16 protein-coding genes and 1 tRNA gene are annotated in these 17317 nt (G+C 66.7%); 11 read left to right on the top strand and 6 right to left on the bottom strand.

Features of this window, described 5'->3' with window-relative positions:
* The first annotated feature begins 385 nt into the window (after positions 1-385).
* Positions 386-670, top strand: coding sequence for a PAAR domain-containing protein (locus tag C4B30_RS12260; RefSeq protein ID WP_027785337.1), 285 nt, complete (start codon positions 386-388; stop codon positions 668-670).
* Positions 671-756: 86 nt separating this feature from the next.
* Here the strand turns inward: C4B30_RS12260 and C4B30_RS12265 are convergent, their stop codons facing one another.
* A complete protein-coding gene (locus C4B30_RS12265; RefSeq protein ID WP_027785336.1) occupies positions 757-1068 on the bottom strand; it encodes a cupin domain-containing protein in 312 nt (103 codons plus the stop codon).
* 59 nt (positions 1069-1127) lie between these two features.
* The gene (locus C4B30_RS12270; protein WP_027785335.1) at positions 1128-1811 is read right to left on the bottom strand and encodes a DJ-1/PfpI family protein; all 684 of its coding nucleotides are present in this window, start codon (positions 1809-1811) and stop codon (positions 1128-1130) included.
* 117 nt (positions 1812-1928) lie between these two features.
* Between C4B30_RS12270 and C4B30_RS12275 the strand changes: the two genes are divergently transcribed.
* Positions 1929-2903 carry a GlxA family transcriptional regulator gene (locus C4B30_RS12275; RefSeq protein WP_027785334.1) on the top strand — a complete coding sequence of 325 codons (975 nt, stop codon included), beginning with the start codon at positions 1929-1931 and terminating at the stop codon, positions 2901-2903.
* Positions 2904-3078: 175 nt separating this feature from the next.
* The gene (locus C4B30_RS12280; protein ID WP_027785333.1) at positions 3079-4050 is read left to right on the top strand and encodes a LysR family transcriptional regulator; all 972 of its coding nucleotides are present in this window, start codon (positions 3079-3081) and stop codon (positions 4048-4050) included.
* A gap of 232 nt (positions 4051-4282) precedes the next feature.
* On the opposite strand, the gene C4B30_RS12285 is transcribed toward C4B30_RS12280, so the two are convergent.
* From C4B30_RS12285 to C4B30_RS12305, 4 genes are all read right to left on the bottom strand, one after another.
* Positions 4283-4359, bottom strand: a tRNA-Met gene (locus C4B30_RS12285).
* A gap of 159 nt (positions 4360-4518) precedes the next feature.
* On the bottom strand, positions 4519-6177 hold the full coding sequence (locus C4B30_RS12295) for an MFS transporter (RefSeq protein ID WP_027785332.1): 1659 nt from the start codon (positions 6175-6177) through the stop codon (positions 4519-4521).
* 227 nt (positions 6178-6404) lie between these two features.
* Positions 6405-7952 (bottom strand): sensor histidine kinase, encoded by a 1548-nt coding sequence (locus C4B30_RS12300; protein ID WP_027785331.1) that lies wholly within the window; start codon positions 7950-7952, stop codon positions 6405-6407.
* A gap of 17 nt (positions 7953-7969) precedes the next feature.
* Complete coding sequence (locus tag C4B30_RS12305) at positions 7970-8698, bottom strand: response regulator transcription factor (RefSeq protein ID WP_027785330.1); 729 nt, start codon at positions 8696-8698, stop codon at positions 7970-7972.
* A 186-nt stretch (positions 8699-8884) separates the two neighbouring features.
* On the opposite strand from C4B30_RS12305, the gene recA reads away from it, so the two are divergent.
* The 8 genes from recA to C4B30_RS12345 all read left to right on the top strand — a co-directional run bounded on the left by recA (position 8885) and on the right by C4B30_RS12345 (position 17243).
* Positions 8885-9955, top strand: coding sequence for a recombinase RecA (gene recA, locus C4B30_RS12310; RefSeq protein ID WP_027785329.1), 1071 nt, complete (start codon positions 8885-8887; stop codon positions 9953-9955).
* A complete protein-coding gene (gene recX, locus C4B30_RS12315; RefSeq protein WP_027785328.1) occupies positions 9955-10818 on the top strand; it encodes a recombination regulator RecX in 864 nt (287 codons plus the stop codon). The genes recA and recX overlap by 1 nt, the downstream gene beginning before the upstream one ends.
* A 145-nt stretch (positions 10819-10963) precedes the next feature.
* Positions 10964-11572 carry a DUF2889 domain-containing protein gene (locus C4B30_RS12320; protein WP_027785327.1) on the top strand — a complete coding sequence of 203 codons (609 nt, stop codon included), beginning with the start codon at positions 10964-10966 and terminating at the stop codon, positions 11570-11572.
* Positions 11573-11640: 68 nt separating this feature from the next.
* Positions 11641-12807 (top strand): ADP-forming succinate--CoA ligase subunit beta, encoded by a 1167-nt coding sequence (sucC, locus tag C4B30_RS12325; protein ID WP_006491644.1) that lies wholly within the window; start codon positions 11641-11643, stop codon positions 12805-12807.
* A gap of 64 nt (positions 12808-12871) precedes the next feature.
* Entirely contained in the window at positions 12872-13753 is an 882-nt protein-coding gene (gene sucD, locus C4B30_RS12330; RefSeq protein ID WP_006477916.1) for a succinate--CoA ligase subunit alpha, read from the top strand.
* Between the two features lie 156 nt (positions 13754-13909).
* On the top strand, positions 13910-14614 hold the full coding sequence (locus tag C4B30_RS12335; RefSeq protein ID WP_027785326.1) for a TerC family protein: 705 nt from the start codon (positions 13910-13912) through the stop codon (positions 14612-14614).
* 97 nt (positions 14615-14711) lie between these two features.
* The gene (locus C4B30_RS12340) at positions 14712-15308 is read left to right on the top strand and encodes a pilin (protein WP_027785325.1); all 597 of its coding nucleotides are present in this window, start codon (positions 14712-14714) and stop codon (positions 15306-15308) included.
* A 156-nt stretch (positions 15309-15464) separates the two neighbouring features.
* The gene (locus C4B30_RS12345) at positions 15465-17243 is read left to right on the top strand and encodes a PglL family O-oligosaccharyltransferase (protein WP_089499153.1); all 1779 of its coding nucleotides are present in this window, start codon (positions 15465-15467) and stop codon (positions 17241-17243) included.
* Positions 17244-17317 lie beyond the last annotated feature (74 nt).

Consider the following 17317-nt stretch of genomic DNA (forward strand, 5'->3'; position numbering starts at 1 on the left):
TTTTGGTGGGATTGTATTTAGTAATTGTACGAAAATATAGGTTAATTTTTTATTAAAGCATCCGCTATTCTCGATGCAATGTGATGCCGAGCCGGATGTGTCCTGTCGTCACGGCAGCTTCGCGCGATTGCGTCGACGCATGGCTTCGACGAAGCAGTGGATCGGGTAGCCGCAGGCAACCGGGCAGCGCATCGCGGCTCGTGAGCACACCGGGGCGCCGGATAGCCGCGCGCGACGCATACTTCTTGCAGCCGCCGGTTGGTGCCGCGGGAGGCGCGTGTCGCGGCGACGAGCGATGATATGCTCGCGGAACGCCCGCGATCGACGGGCAGTTTGCCCGCGCGCGACTGCGTTGCGCGGCGTTTCCGAGGGAAGAACCGACATCATGAGCCGCAAATTCATTCTGAAGGGCGACACGACCGATCACGGCGGCGTCGTGCTCGAAGGGATCGCCAATTCGTCGTTCGACGGGCGCGAACTCGCATACCTCGGCGCATCCGTGTTCTGTGCGGCGTGCAAGTCGCCGGGCGTGATCGTGTCGGACGGCGGCGAGCGCACGATGACCGTGATGGGTAAGGTCGTTGCCCTCGAACACGACTTGTGCCAGTGCCAGTGCACGCCGCAGCCGAAACTGATCGCGTCGCAGGCCACCGGGACCATCTCGGCGTAAAACGCGCCGCGCGGATGCAGCCACGCGGAGGCAGCCGCGCGGACGCAGTTGCCCTCCGGGCGGCATCGATGCACGGGCGCTTGCCGTCAGGCGCTGCCTTCGGTCTCGATCACGAGGATGCGCGCGGCGCCGAGCGGATGCGCGACGTGCTCGGTGCCGACCGTCGCGTGGAAGACGTCGCCCGTTTCGAGCACCGTCGCGTGCTCGACGCCTGCGTCGCGGTAGCGCATCTCGACGCGGCCATCGAGCACCGCGAACACCTCCTCGCCGTCGTTCACATGCCAGCGATACGGCTGGTCGGTCCAGTGCAGCCGGACCGTGATGCCGTTCAGGTTCGCGATGTCGAGGGCGCCCCACGCGCGGTCCGCCGTGAATGCGGCGCTCCGGATGATGTTCATCGATGTGTTCCCCGGCACGCGTGCGCGCCGCTTTCCAGTGATTTTCCCGACATCCGCATTCAGCGCGACGTGGCGCGCAGCGCCTGCTCGACGATCTGCTTACGCTTCGCGAAGCCGGCCGCCGAACGCTCGGTGACGCGCTCCACGACCGCGGCCGGCGCGGTGTCGGGCGAGCCGGCGTCGAACGGCGGCGCGGGCGCGTATTCGAGCTGCAGCTGGATCGCCTGCGCTTCCTCGTCGCCGACCAGCTCCGCGGCGATCGTCAGCGCGAAATCGATGCCGGCCGTCACGCCGCCGCCCGTGACCAGGTTGCCGTCGCGCACGACACGCTCGCGCACGGGTATCGCACCGAGCGGTTCGAGCAGCGCGTGGTATCTCCAGTGCGTCGTCGCGCGCCGCCCGCGCAGCAGGCCGGCCACGCCGAGCAGTAGCGAGCCCGTGCAGACCGACGTCACGTAGCGCGCGGTGGCCGCGCGCCGTTGCACGAACGCGATCGTTTCGGCATCGAGCAGCAGCTCGTTGATGCCGATCCCGCCCGGGATGCAGATCACGTCGAGCGGCGGGCAGTCGTCGAACGTACAGGTCGGCGCGAGTGCGAGGCCGCTGCTCGACGCGACCGCGTCGCGCGACTTCCACACCAGATGGACGGCCGCATCCGGCAGCGACGCGAGCACGTCGTGCGGGCCGGTGAGGTCGAGTTGCTGGACGCCCGGAAAGACGAGAAGGCCGATATGCAGGGTCATGCGAAGGCTCCGAGAGGGAAGGGAACGCGCGCCGTTCGGCACGGGATGGACAGATCGATTCTAGGCGCGTAGTGTTTGGCGAAATCGCCATATCCCCCACGTTTTCAGCCAATGGACATGCCTGCCGCCGCCCCGCGTTCGATCCTGGTCCTCGCGTTTCCCCGTGCGCAATTGCTCGATGTGACGGGGCCGCTGCAGGTGTTCGCGTCCGTCAACGAGCTCGCGCTGGAGCGCGGGCAGCCGGCGCCGTATGCGCCGCGCGTCGTGGCCGTCGAAGCGGGGCCCGTCGAGACGTCGTCGGGCCTCGTCGTGATGGCCGAGTCGCTCAGCGCGGCCGCGCGCCGTCCGGATACGCTGATCGTCGCCGGCGGCAAGGGCGTGCATGCGGCATCGAAGGATGCGCGGGTGGTGCGCTGGGTGCGGCAGCAGGCCGGGCGCGCGCGGCGCGTGGCGTCCGTCTGCACCGGCGCGTTTCTGCTCGCGGAAGCCGGCCTGCTCGACGGCCGGCGCGCGGTCACGCATTGGGCGCGCTGCGACGAATTCGCGGCGCGCTACCCGAACGTGCGCGTCGAGCCGGACCCGATCTTCATCCGCGAAGGCGCGCTGTGGACGTCGGCCGGCGTGACGGCCGGCATCGATCTCGCGCTCGCGCTGGTCGAGGAGGATCTCGGGCGGGCGACCGCGCTCGACGTCGCGCGAGAACTCGTCGTGTTCCTGAAGCGTCCGGGCGGGCAGGCGCAGTTCAGCACGATGCTGTCGATGCAGCGCACCGCCGACCGGTTCGGCGAGCTGCACGCATGGATGGCCGAGCACCTGACGGCCGACTTGTCAGTGCCCGCGCTCGCCGAGCGCGTGAGCATGAGCGAGCGCAGCTTCGTGCGCCACTATCGCGCGGAAACCGGCCGCACGCCCGCGCGCGCGGTCGAGCAGATCCGTGTCGAGGCCGCGCAACGCCTGCTCGGCGAAACGGCGTGGCCCGTCAAGCGGATTGCCGGGCGTTGCGGTTTCGGTTCCGAGGAGACGCTGCGGCGCAGCTTCGTGCGCGTGCTCGGCGTGTCGCCGCAGGGGTATCGCGAGCGGTTCGTGCGCTAACGTTGGACGGATGAGCGGGGCCGGCGCGACGCCGCCCGGAACTGATTGGAAACGGGTCGATTTCCAGTCCGAAGCATTGGAACTATTCAGGATATGAGAACAATGGACGGGGGCTTGTGCCGCGCCCGTCGCGCGCTCTATTCTGTTCCGTTGGCGATTCGAAGGGGGAAGCAGCATGGACCGCATTCAGGCAATGGAAGTTTTTACCCGCGTGGTCGACGCGAACAGCTTCACGCGGGCGGCCGACACGCTTGCGATGCCGCGCGCGTCGGTGACGACCATCATCCAGAATCTCGAGGCGCTGCTCGGCGTGCGCCTGATGCACCGGACGACGCGCCGGCTGTCGCTGACGCAGGAGGGCGCTGCGTACTACGAGCATTGCATGAAGATCATCGCGGAGATCGCCGAGGCCGACGCGAGTTTCCAGGCCGGCAACCGCAAGCCGAGCGGCATGCTGCGCGTTCACATGCCGAGTTCGCTCGGGCGGCGCATCGTGCTGCCGTCGCTGTCGGTCTTCCGGCAGCGCTATCCGGACATCACGCTCGAGCTGGGGCTGTCCGACCGCTACGTCGATCCGGTCGAGGAAGGCATCGACTGCATGATCCGGGTCGGGCCGCTCGAGGATTCGTCGATGGTCGCGCGGCGCATCGGGATGCTGAAGCGCGTGACGTGCGCGTCGCCCGATTACCTCGCCCGCCACGGCGAGCCGAACGAGATTGCCGATCTCGTCGATCATCATGCGGTGAATTTTCGTTCGAGCCATGGCGCGCGGGCGATTCCGTGGGTGTTCATGATCGACGGCAAGCCATTCGAGGTGCGGATGAACGCCAGCGTCACGGTCAACGATTCGGATGCGTACGTGACGTGCGGGCTCGAAGGCTTCGGGATGATCCAGCCGACGCTGTTCATGGTGCTGCCGAACCTGCTCGACGGCTCGCTGGTCGAGGTGCTGCCGGACTGCAATCCGAAGCCGAAACCGATCTCGATCGTCTATCCGCACAACCGGCATCTGTCGCAGAAGGTGCGCGTGTTCGCCGACTGGATCGCGGAGCTGTTCGAGTCGACGCCGGCGCTGGAGGGTGGGGAAAACTGGCGGGGGAAGGTGGAGGTGCAGGCGGCGCTCCAGAGAGGGGCGGTGGCCGTGTGACGCTGCGCATCGGCGCGCAGCGCTTGGCGCCGTTTCGGTTGCTCCGTCAAATGCCGCCGCTGCACGATCCGTGCCGTGGGCGGCCGAGTGGCTGATGGGCCGGGCTGGATCATCATCGATGCGTGAGCGAGTGGGGTGTTGATGCAGACGGGGATGTTGCGACAGGAAGTCACTGACGCGTGACGCAATGAAAAAAGCCGCTGTTCCTTTCGAAACAGCGGCTTTTCGCATTTGGTGGCGAATCAGGGATTCGAACCCCGGACCTGCGGATTATGATTCCGTCGCTCTAACCGACTGAGCTAATTCGCCGAAGACTTGAATTATGTCGATCGGCCGTCCGGCTGTCAATACCTTTTTCCATCTTTCCCGAAAAAAGTTGCCGCCGCCCCGTGCCGACCTCCATCACGGCCGGGAGCCGGCCACCGGAAGGCGTATCTCCGCCGGCCGTCCCCCGCTCCACGCACACCATCAATCCTGCGCGTAGATGTCCGAGTCCTTCGTCTCCTTGACGAACAGCAGGCCGATCACGAAGGTGGCCAGCGCGATCACGATCGGGTACCAGAGCCCCGAATAGATGTTGCCCTTCGCCGCGACGATCGCGAACGCGGTCGCCGGCAGGAAGCCGCCGAACCAGCCGTTGCCGATGTGATAGGGCAGCGACATCGACGTGTAGCGGATCCGCGTCGGGAACATCTCGACCAGCATCGCGGCGATCGGGCCGTAGACCATCGTCACGTAGATCACGAGGATCGTCAGGATCACGATCGTCATCGGCCAGTTGAGTTGCGCCGGGTCGGCCTTCGCCGGGTAGCCGGCCCCCTTCAGCGTCGACGCGAGCGTCTTGTCGAACGCGGCGCCCTGCGCCTTCGCGTCGGCCGCCTTGCCGTCGTAGGTCTGGATCACCGTGTCGCCGACCTTGATTTCAGCCGGCGTACCGGCCGGCGCCGCGACGTTCTCGTAGTTCAGGCCGGCCTTCGCGAGCGCGCCCTTCGCGATGTCGCACGAGCTGGTGAACTTCGACGTACCGACCGGGTTGAACTGGAACGAACAGGTGGCCGGATCGGCGACGACCGTGATCGGCGCCTTCTGCGTCGCGAGTTCGAGCTGCGGATTCGCGTAGTGCGTGAGCGCCTTGAACAGCGGGAAGTAGGTCAGCGCCGCGATCAGGCAGCCGGCGAGGATGATCGGCTTGCGGCCGATCTTGTCCGACAGCGAACCGAAGAACAGGAAGAACGGCGTGCCGATCAGGAGCGCGATCGCGATCAGGATGTTCGCGCTGGCGCCGTCGACCTTCAGCGTCTGCGTGAGGAAGAACAGCGCGTAGAACTGGCCCGTGTACCACACGACGGCCTGGCCGGCCGTCAGGCCGATGAGCGCGAGGATCACGATCTTCAGGTTCTTCCACTGGCCGAATGCTTCGGTCAGCGGCGCCTTCGACGTCTTGCCCTCCGCCTTGATGCGCAGGAACACCGGCGATTCGTTCAGCTGCAGCCGGATCCACACCGACACCGCGAGCAGCAGGATCGACGCGACGAACGGCACGCGCCAGCCCCAGCTGCCGAACGCTTCCTCGCCGATGAACGTGCGCACGCCGAGGATCACGAGCAGCGACAGGAACAGGCCGAGCGTGGCCGTCGTCTGGATCCACGCGGTGTAGAAGCCGCGCCGGTTGGCCGGCGCATGCTCGGCGACGTAGGTCGCCGCGCCGCCGTACTCGCCGCCGAGCGCGAGGCCCTGCAGCAGCCGCATCGCGATGAAGATCACGGGGGCGGCGATGCCGATCGATGCGTAACCGGGCAGGAAGCCGACCACGAACGTCGAGACGCCCATGATCACGATCGTCACGAGGAACGTGTGCTTGCGGCCGACGAGGTCGCCGAGCCGGCCGAACACGATCGCGCCGAACGGCCGCACCGCGAAGCCGGCGGCGAAGCCGAGCAGCGTGAAGATGAACGCGGCGGTCGGATTGACGCCGGAGAAGAAGCTCTTGCTGATGTAGGCCGCGAGTGACCCGGCCAGGTAAAAGTCGTACCACTCGAACACGGTGCCGAGCGACGACGCGAAGATCACCTTCTTCTCTTCGCCCGTCATCGGCGAGTGCGAAATTTGCCCGCCTAACGTTGCCATGAATCGTCTCCAAGTCCCTTGATATAGATGTGCGGCCGCCTTGGGAGGGGCGGGCCTGTCGACGATTATTGGCACGGAAACTTACGGCGCACTGACTCGCGCGTACAAAACGACTGCGCGTTAACCCGTGTCGAATCGGTCGCTTCGCGAGCCGATCGTGGCACGAACGTCCGGTAAATCGCCGGTTTCGACGTATTCGCGCCGAGCCGCGGCGATGCGCGTCAGGGTTAATCCGGGGCGGTGTCGGTGAGCGGCAGGCTGATGCGCACGAGCGTGCCGGCGAGGCGCGGCGCGTGCTGGTAGACGTGATCGTCGAGCGTCAGCGTGCCGCCGTGCTGCGCGGCGATCTCGCGCACGATCGCGAGCCCGAGGCCGCTGCCGTCGCCTTCGCGGCCGAGGATCCGGTAGAAGCGCTCGACGACACGCTCGCGCTCGCCGGCCGGGATGCCCGGGCCCGTATCCTCGACTTCGAGATGCACGAGCCGCGCCGCGGGCTCGGCACGCACGCGCACGGTGATGCGACCGCCTTCGGGCGTATAGCGGATCGCGTTGTCGACCAGGTTGCCGAGCATCTCGCGCAGCATCACCGGATTGCCGTCGACGTCGAGCGGCGCGTCGTCGTCCGGGCCTTCGTACCCGAGGTCCATGCGTTTCGCGAGCGCGGCCTGTACCCAGTCGCGCACCGTGCGCCGCGCGAGCGCGGCGATCTCGACCGGCTCGAACGTGAGCCCGCTCGCGCGGTTCTCGGCGCGCGCGAGCGCAAGCAGTTGCGTGACGAGCCGCGCGGCCTGCTCGGAGCTCGTCGCGATCTGCTCGAGCGAGCGCTGCACGTCGGGCGGCACCGGGTGGCGCAGCGCGAACTCGGCCTGCGTGCGCAGGCCCGCGAGCGGCGTCTTCATCTGGTGCGCGGCGTCGGCGATGAAGCGTTTCTGCAGCGCCATGTTCTGTTCGAGCCGCGCGAGCAGGTCGTTGAACGACGTGACGAGCGGTTCGATCTCGGGCGGCGCGCGCTGCGCCTCGACGGGCGACAGGTCATCGGGCCGCCGCGCGCGAATGTGCGCCTGCAGCGCGTTGAGCGGTGCGAGCCCGCGCGACAGCCCGAACCAGACGAGCAGGATCGCGAGCGGCAGGATCACGAATTGCGGCAGGATCACGCCCTTGATGATGTCGTTCGCGAGCGCGTTGCGCTTGTCGAGCGTTTCGCCGACCTGCACGAGCACGGGCTGCGCGCCGCTCGCCTGCGGCAGCTCGACGGTCGTATACGCGACGCGCACGTCGTTGCCGCGCAGCAGGTCGTCGCGGAACACGACGACGCCCGGCGGCGGGCGGTCCTCGTCGCGCGGCAGCGGCATGTCGGCCTCGCCCGCGACCAGCTCGCCGCGCGTGCCGAGCACCTGGAAGTAGACGCTGTCGACGTTGTCCGCGCGCAGGAAGTCGCGCGTTTGCTCCGGCAGCGTCAGCTCGGCGACGCCGTTGACCGGGTGGATCTGCCGTGCGAGCACGTATGCGTTGGTCTCGAGCGCGCGGTCGAACGGGCTGTTCGCGATCGTTTTCGCGACGAGATAGGTGACGGCGATGCTCATCGGCCACAACAGCAGCAGCGGCGCGAGCATCCAGTCGAGGATTTCGCCGAACAGCGAGCGCGGGCGCGGCGTTTCGGGCGATTCGGTTTCGTCGGGCGGCGCGAACGGGTTCTCGTAGCGCGCGTCGCGCGCCTCGTCGGCAGCCGACGACGGCGCGCCGGTCGGGTGGCGGGAATGGGCCGGCGTGGCCATCGCGGCGCCGCCCGGCGTCAGCGCAGCGGCGTGCCGGCCGCCGCGGGCTGGGGCGCCGCCGTGTTGGCCGGCGTCGCGGGCGCGACTTTCTCGAGGCAATAGCCGAGGCCGCGCACGGTCGAGATCCGCACGCCGCTCGGTTCGATCTTCTTGCGCAGCCGGTGCACGTAGACTTCGATCGCGTTGTTGCTGACTTCCTCGCCCCATTCGCACAGATGATCGACGAGCTGTTCCTTCGACACGAGGCGGCCGATCCGCTGCAGCAGCACCTCGAGCAGGCCGAGTTCGCGCGCGGAGAGATCGAGCACGTGATCGTTCGCATACGCGATGCGGCCGACCTGGTCGAACGCGAGCGAGCCATGGCGCACGACGGTCGGGCCGCCGCCGGCGCCGCGCCGGGTCAGCGCGCGCACGCGCGCCTCGAGCTCGTTGAGCGCGAACGGCTTGGCCATGTAGTCGTCGGCGCCGAGGTCGAGCCCCTTCACGCGTTCGTCGACGCTGTCGGCGGCGGTCAGGATCAGCACGGGCAGATTGGAATTGCGTGCGCGCAGGCGCTTGAGGACGTCGAGCCCGGACATTTTCGGTAGCCCGAGATCGAGGATCAGCAGGTCGAAAGTCTGCATGGACAGCGCGGTGTCGGCGTCGACGCCGCTCTTCACGTGATCGACGGCATAGCCCGATTGGCGGAGTGACCGGGTGAGGCCGTCCGCGAGTATGCTGTCGTCTTCGGCGATGAGAATTCGCATGTTGCTGACCGATGCCGGCAGGGCGTTCTCGCCGGTGCGGCTGTCTCCGAAGTTATTCGTGTACAACGCTCTGCATTGCGGGCTTGCACAAAACACTGTTTTTTTATACAGTGTCTGAATTCGTGGGCAGCGCTTGAAGCGGGCGCGCCTCCAACAGACGCTGCTCATCATAGCAAAGGACGATTCATGGAAGATAGCAAGAAGGGCTCCGGGATGACCGCCGAGAAGAGCAAGGCGCTGGCGGCCGCACTCGCGCAGATCGAGAAGCAGTTCGGCAAAGGGTCGATCATGCGCATGGGCGACGCCGAGGCGGCCGAGGACATCCAGGTCGTCTCCACGGGTTCGCTGGGTCTCGACATCGCGCTTGGCGTCGGCGGCCTGCCGCGCGGCCGGGTGGTCGAGATCTACGGTCCGGAATCGTCCGGTAAAACCACGCTCACGCTGCAGGTCATCGCCGAACTGCAGAAGATCGGCGGCACGGCAGCCTTCATCGATGCCGAGCACGCGCTCGACGTTCAGTACGCGTCGAAGCTCGGCGTGAACGTGCCGGAACTGCTGATCTCGCAGCCGGACACCGGCGAGCAGGCGCTGGAAATCACCGACGCGCTGGTGCGCTCGGGCTCGATCGACATGATCGTCATCGACTCGGTCGCGGCGCTCGTGCCGAAGGCCGAAATCGAAGGCGAGATGGGCGATTCGCTGCCGGGCCTGCAGGCTCGCCTGATGTCGCAGGCGCTGCGCAAGCTGACCGGCACGATCAAGCGCACGAACTGCCTCGTGATCTTCATCAACCAGATCCGGATGAAGATCGGCGTGATGTTCGGCAATCCGGAAACCACGACGGGCGGCAACGCACTGAAGTTCTACTCGTCGGTGCGTCTCGACATCCGCCGGATCGGCTCGATCAAGAAGAACGACGAGGTGATCGGCAACGAGACCCGCGTGAAGGTCGTCAAGAACAAGGTGGCGCCGCCGTTCCGCGAAGCGATCTTCGACATCCTGTATGGCGAAGGCATTTCGCGTCAGGGCGAGATCATCGATCTCGGCGTGCAGGCGAAGATCGTCGACAAGGCGGGCGCCTGGTACAGCTACAACGGCGAGAAGATCGGCCAGGGCAAGGACAACGCGCGCGAATTCCTGCGTGAGAATCCGGAAATCGCACGCGAGATCGAGAACCGCATTCGCGAATCGCTCGGCGTCGTCGCAATGCCTGATGGCGCTGGCAACGAAGCCGAGGTGTTGGACGAAGAAGAGTGATGGTCGGGCGCCGAGGTCAGGCTGGCGAGACGGAAGAGAGCGACGCGCCCGAAACGGCGGGTCGCTCCGGCCGGCGAGCCGGATCCTCGGGCGCCGACCGGCGGGACGCAGGCGGCAACGCCGCGAACCGCACCGCGACGAGGGCATCCGACGATGCCCTCGTTTCATTTGAGATTGCCGCACCGGACGATCCGTTCGACGACGATGAGTCGTTCGACGCACACGATCGCTCCCGCCGTCGCGTGTCCGGTGTCCGCTTCCCGGGCGATCGCGCAGCCGATTCGCCCGCGGCAGAAGATGTCTATACGCGCAGCAGCCAGCATCCGCGCCGCACACGCCGCGCAGCCGGCGCGTCTTCCGGCGCTGCTTCAAGCGACGCTCCGGGCGCCGGCGAGCGCAAGTCGTCGAAGCCGCCGCGGTCGTTGAAGGGCCGCGCGCTCGGCTATCTGTCGAGGCGCGAATACAGCCGCACGGAGCTCGCGCGCAAGCTCGCCCCCTACGTCGGCGAGGACGAATCCGTCGAACCGGTCCTCGATGCGCTGGAAAAGGAAGGCTGGCTGTCCGACGCGCGCTTCGCCGAGAGCCTCGTGCATCGCCGCGCATCGCGCGTCGGCGTCGCGCGCATCGTCAGCGAGCTGAAGCGCCATGCGGTCGGTGACAGTCTCGTCGAAGAGGTGAATGCGCAATTGCGCGAGACCGAGTTGACGCGCGCGCAGGCCGTCTGGCGCAAGAAATTCGGTGCACTGCCGCAAACGCCCGCGGAGCGCGCGAAGCAGGCGCGCTTCCTTGCCGCCCGCGGCTTCTCGAGTGCGACCATCGTGAAGTTGCTGAAAGTCGGCGACGATTTCCCGATCGACGACTGACGCGCCCGGCCGCGCGTGTGGCGCGCGATTTTGCTGCATTGCAACCGCTTCCGGCAGGCGGGAATACCCGCCGTCGCGGCAAACTGTCTCAAATACCCAATATGCTAAAATCCACCGGTTTTCCTCTTCGGCCTCAACCTCCAGCATGCCGCTATCCGAGCCCGTGCCCCGTCAGTTGCGACATCGACGCGCAATCCGAGCGGAAGCCTACGAGCGCGGCGACGGCTTGTGGGACATCGAAGCCTGCCTGACCGACCACAAGCCGCGCGATGTCGCACTTGCGTCGGGCATCCGGCCCCAGGGCCTGCCGATCCACGAACTCTGGCTGCGCGTGACCATCGATCGTGACCTCAATGTCGTCGACGCCGAAGCGTCTTCGGAATGGGTGCCCTATCCCGGTCACTGTCAATCCGCCCCGCCTGCCTATCGGGCCCTCATCGGGCTCAATCTCTTCCGCAATTTCCGCCGCAACGCGAACCGGCTGCTCGCCGGCGTCGCAGGCTGTTCCCATCTCACCGAACTGTGCGCCGTGCTGCCGACGGCCGCGATCCAGGCGTTCGCCGGTGATGTGTGGAACGTGCGCGAGGAGGGCGGCGAAGGGCCGGATCATGACGGCGTGCACGCCGAACCGCCGTTCCAGCTCGGCCGCTGCCGTGCGCTGCGATTCGACGGCGAGGTCGTGCGGCAGTACTACCCGCGCTGGTATGGCCCGATTCGGCCGGATCTGCCCGGTGAAGGCAGCACGAAGGAATGAACGGAAATCATTCGAAGAAGCGTCTTAAGCGACATTTCATCCAACTCTCAGACTGAAGGGAATCACGCATGAAGATTCACGAGTACCAGGGTAAGGAAATCCTGCGGAAATTCGGCGTCGCGGTACCGCGCGGCAAGCCGGCGTTCTCGGTGGACGAGGCCGTCAAGGTGGCGGAAGAGCTCGGCGGCCCGGTTTGGGTCGTGAAGGCTCAGATTCACGCAGGCGGCCGTGGCAAGGGCGGCGGCGTGAAGGTGGCGAAGTCGATCGAACAGGTGCGCGAATACGCGAACCAGATCCTCGGCATGCAGCTCGTCACGCACCAGACCGGTCCGGAAGGCCAGAAGGTCAACCGCCTGATGATCGAGGAAGGCGCCGACATCAAGCAGGAACTGTATGTCAGCCTCGTCGTCGATCGCGTGTCGCAAAAGATCGTTCTGATGGGTTCGAGCGAAGGCGGCATGGACATCGAGGAAGTCGCCGAAAAGCATCCGGAACTGATCCACAAGGTCATCGTCGAGCCGTCGACGGGCCTGCTGGATGCCCAGGCCGACGATCTCGCCGCGAAGATCGGCGTGCCGGCTGCGTCGATTCCGCAAGCGCGCGCGATCCTGCAAGGCCTGTACAAGGCATTCTGGGAAACCGACGCATCGCTGGCTGAAATCAACCCGCTGAACGTCTCCGGCGACGGCAAGGTCACCGCACTCGACGCGAAGTTCAACTTCGACTCGAACGCGCTGTTCCGTCACCCGGAAATCGTCGCGTACCGCGATCTGGACGAAGAAGATCCGGCTGAAATCGAAGCGTCGAAGTTCGACCTCGCGTACATCTCGCTCGACGGCAACATCGGCTGCCTCGTGAACGGCGCAGGCCTAGCGATGGCGACGATGGACACCATCAAGCTGTTCGGCGGCGAACCGGCGAACTTCCTGGACGTCGGCGGTGGCGCGACGACCGAGAAGGTCACCGAAGCGTTCAAGCTGATGCTGAAGAACCCGGGTCTGAAGGCGATCCTCGTGAACATCTTCGGCGGCATCATGCGCTGCGACGTGATCGCGGAAGGCGTGATCGCCGGTTCGAAGGCCGTGAACCTGAACGTGCCGCTCGTCGTGCGCATGAAGGGCACGAACGAAGACCTCGGCAAGAAGATGCTGGCCGATTCGGGCCTGCCGATCATCTCGGCTGACAGCATGGAAGAGGCTGCGCAGAAGGTCGTCGCGGCTGCCGCAGGCAAGTAACGCTATCGAATACGCATGGCGGCGCGGCTTGCACGCGACGCCCATCGAACAGAGGTCAAAATACATGTCGATTCTGATCAACAAGGACACGAAGGTCATCACGCAGGGCATTACCGGCAAAACCGGTCAGTTCCATACGCGCGCCTGCCGTGAATACGCAAACGGCCGCGAAGCATTCGTCGCGGGCGTGAACCCGAAGAAGGCCGGCGAGGATTTCGAAGGCATTCCGATCTACGCGAGCGTCAAGGAAGCGAAGGCGGAAACCGGCGCGACCGTGTCGGTTATCTACGTTCCGCCGGCAGGCGCAGCCGCTGCGATCTGGGAAGCGGTCGAAGCCGATCTGGATCTCGCGATCTGCATCACGGAAGGCATCCCCGTCCGTGACATGATCGAAGTGAAGGACCGCATGCGTCGCGAAGGCCGCAAGACGCTGCTGCTCGGGCCGAACTGCCCGGGCACGATCACGCCGGACGAACTGAAGATCGGCATCATGCCGGGTCACATCCACCGCAAGGGCCGCATCGGCGTCGTGTCGCGTTCGGGCACGCTGACGTATGAAGCAGTTGCCCAGCTGACGGCACTCGGCCTCGGCCAGTCGTCGGCAGTCGGTATCGGCGGCGACCCGATCAACGGTCTGAAGCACATCGACGTGATGAAGATGTTCAACGACGATCCGGATACGGATGCGGTCGTGATGATCGGCGAAATCGGCGGTCCGGACGAAGCCAACGCCGCCGAGTGGATCAAGGACAACATGAAGAAGCCGGTCGTCGGCTTCATCGCTGGCGTCACGGCGCCTCCGGGCAAGCGCATGGGCCACGCCGGCGCGCTGATCTCGGGCGGTGCGGATACGGCCGAAGCGAAGCTGGAAATCATGGAAGCGTGCGGCATCACCGTCACGCGCAACCCGTCGGAAATGGGCCGTCTGCTGAAGAAGGCGCTGTAATCATTTCCCTCGGGCTCGTCCTGCAGAAAACGCCGGCTTAGCCGGCGTTTTTTGTTATGCTCGCGCAATGAATTCGTAAGCACCGGGCATGCGTCCTGCATGTGCCGGCGATGAACCGGGTCGCCCGCGGGCGGCCGCCGTCCTTTCCTCACGGCCATGCTCGAATTCCTGACCTCGCTGCACTGGGGCGCCATTCTCCAGATCGTCATCATCGATATCCTGCTCGGCGGCGACAACGCGGTCGTGATCGCGCTCGCGTGCCGCAATCTGCCGGCGAACCAGCGGCTGCGCGGCGTCGTCTGGGGCACCGCAGGGGCGATCCTGCTGCGTGTCGCGCTGATCACGTTCGCGGTGGCGCTGCTCGACGTGCCGTTCCTGAAGCTCGGCGGCGGGCTGCTGCTGCTGTGGATCGGCATCAAGCTGATGGCGCCGGCCGCCGACGCGCACGACAACATCAAGCCGGCCGACCGGCTGTGGGACGCCGTGAAGACGATCGTGATCGCCGATGCGGTCATGAGCCTCGACAACGTGATCGCGATCGCCGGCGCGGCCGAGCAGGCCGATCCGTCGCACCGGCTCGCGCTCGTGATCTTCGGGCTCGTCGTCAGCGTGCCGATCATCGTATGGGGCAGCACGCTGGTGCTGAAGCTGCTCGACCGTTTCCCGGTCGTCGTGGCGTTGGGCGCCGGGCTGCTCGGCTGGATCGCGGGCGGGTTGATCGTGAACGACCCGGTTGGCGATCGCTGGCCGGTGCTCGATACGCCGTCGGTGGTGTACGGCGCGAGCATCGCCGGCGCGCTGTTCGTCGTCGCGATCGGTTACGCGCTCAGGAAACGCCGCAACGTGCCGCACGCGCACTGACTGGCCATCCGGCCGACTGTCGGCCTCGCGGCCCGCTGGCTACGATCGAGACGCCTGCCTGTATCGGCAGGCGTTTTTCGTTTCCGGAGCCCCTGTCATGTTCGAAGCCTTTTCCGTTTCCCTGTTCCGTCGCGTTGCCGCCGATCTCCGGCGCGCGAACCGGCCGTCGCCGCGCTGGCGGCCGGCCGGCTTCACGCTGATCGAACTGATGATCGTGCTGGCGATCGTCGGCGTCGTCGCGGCCTACGCGATTCCCGCGTACCAGGATTACCTCGCGCGGTCGCGCGTCGGCGAGGGGCTTGCGCTCGCGTCGTCCGCGCGGCTCGCGGTTGCCGACAATGCCGCGAGCGGCGCGAGCCTCGACGGTGGCTACAGCCCGCCTGCCGCGACCCGCAACGTCGAATCCGTCACGATCGACGGCGCTACCGGGCAGATCAGGGTCGCGTTCACCTCCCACGTGGCCGCGGCCGGCGCGAATACGCTGGTGCTCGTGCCGTCTGCGCCCGACAAGGCCGATGCGCCCACCGCGCGCGTGCCGCTCAAAAAGGGGGCGATACAGGCGGGCGCGATTGCGTGGGAATGCTTTGCCGCCGGCAAGGACGCATCGTCGCTGCCGGCGCCGGGAGCGGGGCCGTTGCCGGGAGACGCCGCGACGCTGCCCGCGAAATATGCACCCGCGGAGTGCCGCGCGTAAGGCCGGCGCAGAAGGCGGGCGGCCGCGCATGCGGCCTGCCGGCCGCCGATTCGGCCGGCGGGGGCTGCGGCCCCGCGCCGGTTCGCGGAGCGACAGCCCCGCACAGAGCGGGGAAAGTTTTGTATAGTGCGCCGGTTGCTGACATCCGGTTCGCTCATGCCTTCTACTTTTTCCCGTTCGTTGTCGCTCGTTGCGCTGGCTGTCGCCCTGATCTTGCCGTACGCGATCACGAATCACACGTATCCGATCCCGACCTTCTATTCCGAGTTTTCCGCGCTGGTGCTGTATCTGCTGGTAGGCGTGTCCGTCGTGCTGCTCGCGCGCACCGGCCGTCCGACCGAGCCGTTTGCCGCGCCGGCTGCGTTCGCCGTGCCGCTCGGCTTCGCGGTGGTGCTGATCGCGCAGGTTGCGCTGATCCCGCTCAAGGTGCCGTCGATGAACTGGCTGGCGATCGGTTATCTCGCCGCCGCGCTGGTTGCAATGCAGGCCGGCTACGCGCTTGCGCGCGACGGGATGGCGGAAATCGTGTCGCGGATGATGGCCGGTGCGCTGCTGGTCGGCGGCGTGTTCGCGGTCGGGACCCAGATCGTGCAGCTGTTCCACCTCGAGTCGGCCGTCTCGCCGTTCGTCGTGGTGTACAACATCGCGGTCGACCGCCGTCCATACGGCAACATGGCGCAGGCGAATCACCTGGCCAGCTACATCGCCTTTGCGCTCGCGGGTGCGCTGTACCTGGTGCAGACTCGCCGGCTCGCGGTGTGGGCGTGGCTCGCGCTGTCGCTCGTGCTGTCGGTCGGTCTCGCGCTGACCGTGTCGCGCGGGCCGTGGCTGCAGGTCGCGGTGATGGTCGTCGCGGGCTTCTGGATGGCGTGGGTCGAATCGCGCCGCACGCCCGGCAATGCGCGTGCATGGCTGATACCGGTCGTGCTCGCGGTCGCCTTCATCGCGGTGAACGTCGCGGTGCGCTGGGCCAACGTGCACTACCACCTGAATCTCGCGGAGTCGGCCGCCGACCGGATGCGCGACGCCGGGCAGATCGCGCCGCGCCTCGCGCTGTGGAAGTACGGGCTCGCGATGTTCCGCGAGCATCCGCTACTCGGGGTCGGTTGGGGCGAATTTCCGTCGCACCAGTTCGCGCTCGTGCGCACGCTCGGCGGCGTCGAGATCGCGAACAATTCGCACGACATCTTCATCGACCTGCTCGCGAAGTCCGGTCTCGTCGGGCTCGGCGTGCTCGCCGTCACGCTCGTCACGTGGTTCGTACGCGCGGTGCGGGCGCCGCAGTCGAGCATGCGCGTGTTCGGCTTCGCGCTGATCGGCATCCTGCTGATGCATGCGCTGGTCGAGTATCCGCAGCAATACATGTTCTTCCTGCTGCCGGCGATGTTCGTGATCGGGTTGCTTGAGGTGAAGCCGCTGCGTGTCCTGCCGGGGCGTGCGGCATTCGGGCTGTTCGCGGTGCTGTCGTTCGGCGGCGTGCTGGCGGCGGTGCCCGTGCTGCGCGACTACCAGCGCGCGGAAGTGCTCTATTACGGCAGCAGCCCGGCCGAGCAGTACCGCGATGCGCCGTCGCTGCTGTTCGGCGCGTGGGGCGATTACGGTGCGGCGACGCTGCTCCCGATTTCGCGGGACGATTTGCCGGCCAAGCTCGCCGCGCACGAGCGTGCGATCGCGCTGCTGCCGGGCGAGACGGTGCTGCGCCGCTACGCGGTGCTGCAGGCGCTGGCCGGCCGCGAAGCCGACGCCCTCGATACCGTCGCGCGCCTGCATGTGTTTGCGAAGGAATTGAAGGACTGGCCGCAACAGCTGGCCTCGTTGTACAAGCTGTGCGACCAGGAGCCGGCGCTGAAGGCATTCCGGGCGGCCGTCGTCGCGAAGTACGGGGAAGTGCCGGCCGATGAGGGCGACGATTCGGACGACGACGATTCGGATTGACGCAGATCGTGCCCGCCGGAACGGGGAATGCCGGCGTCGATTGCGTCGCGCTGAAGGCGGCTGACGTCGGAGCA

The organism is Burkholderia sp. BE12, from assembly GCF_002959955.1.
Taxonomy (GTDB): Bacteria; Pseudomonadota; Gammaproteobacteria; order Burkholderiales; family Burkholderiaceae; genus Burkholderia.

What these genes read in the sequence shown, in the direction of transcription:
- C4B30_RS12260 (WP_027785337.1), top strand. Translation starts at nt 386, where the DNA reads ATGAGCCGCAAATTCATTCTGAAGGGCGACACGACCGATCACGGCGGC.
- C4B30_RS12265 (WP_027785336.1), bottom strand. Translation starts at nt 1,068, where the DNA reads ATGAACATCATCCGGAGCGCCGCATTCACGGCGGACCGCGCGTGGGGC.
- C4B30_RS12270 (WP_027785335.1), bottom strand. Translation starts at nt 1,811, where the DNA reads ATGACCCTGCATATCGGCCTTCTCGTCTTTCCGGGCGTCCAGCAACTC.
- C4B30_RS12275 (WP_027785334.1), top strand. Translation starts at nt 1,929, where the DNA reads ATGCCTGCCGCCGCCCCGCGTTCGATCCTGGTCCTCGCGTTTCCCCGT.
- C4B30_RS12280 (WP_027785333.1), top strand. Translation starts at nt 3,079, where the DNA reads ATGGACCGCATTCAGGCAATGGAAGTTTTTACCCGCGTGGTCGACGCG.
- C4B30_RS12295 (WP_027785332.1), bottom strand. Translation starts at nt 6,177, where the DNA reads ATGGCAACGTTAGGCGGGCAAATTTCGCACTCGCCGATGACGGGCGAA.
- C4B30_RS12300 (WP_027785331.1), bottom strand. Translation starts at nt 7,952, where the DNA reads ATGGCCACGCCGGCCCATTCCCGCCACCCGACCGGCGCGCCGTCGTCG.
- C4B30_RS12305 (WP_027785330.1), bottom strand. Translation starts at nt 8,698, where the DNA reads ATGCGAATTCTCATCGCCGAAGACGACAGCATACTCGCGGACGGCCTC.
- recA (WP_027785329.1), top strand. Translation starts at nt 8,885, where the DNA reads ATGGAAGATAGCAAGAAGGGCTCCGGGATGACCGCCGAGAAGAGCAAG.
- recX (WP_027785328.1), top strand. Translation starts at nt 9,955, where the DNA reads ATGGTCGGGCGCCGAGGTCAGGCTGGCGAGACGGAAGAGAGCGACGCG.
- C4B30_RS12320 (WP_027785327.1), top strand. Translation starts at nt 10,964, where the DNA reads ATGCCGCTATCCGAGCCCGTGCCCCGTCAGTTGCGACATCGACGCGCA.
- sucC (WP_006491644.1), top strand. Translation starts at nt 11,641, where the DNA reads ATGAAGATTCACGAGTACCAGGGTAAGGAAATCCTGCGGAAATTCGGC.
- sucD (WP_006477916.1), top strand. Translation starts at nt 12,872, where the DNA reads ATGTCGATTCTGATCAACAAGGACACGAAGGTCATCACGCAGGGCATT.
- C4B30_RS12335 (WP_027785326.1), top strand. Translation starts at nt 13,910, where the DNA reads ATGCTCGAATTCCTGACCTCGCTGCACTGGGGCGCCATTCTCCAGATC.
- C4B30_RS12340 (WP_027785325.1), top strand. Translation starts at nt 14,712, where the DNA reads ATGTTCGAAGCCTTTTCCGTTTCCCTGTTCCGTCGCGTTGCCGCCGAT.
- C4B30_RS12345 (WP_089499153.1), top strand. Translation starts at nt 15,465, where the DNA reads ATGCCTTCTACTTTTTCCCGTTCGTTGTCGCTCGTTGCGCTGGCTGTC.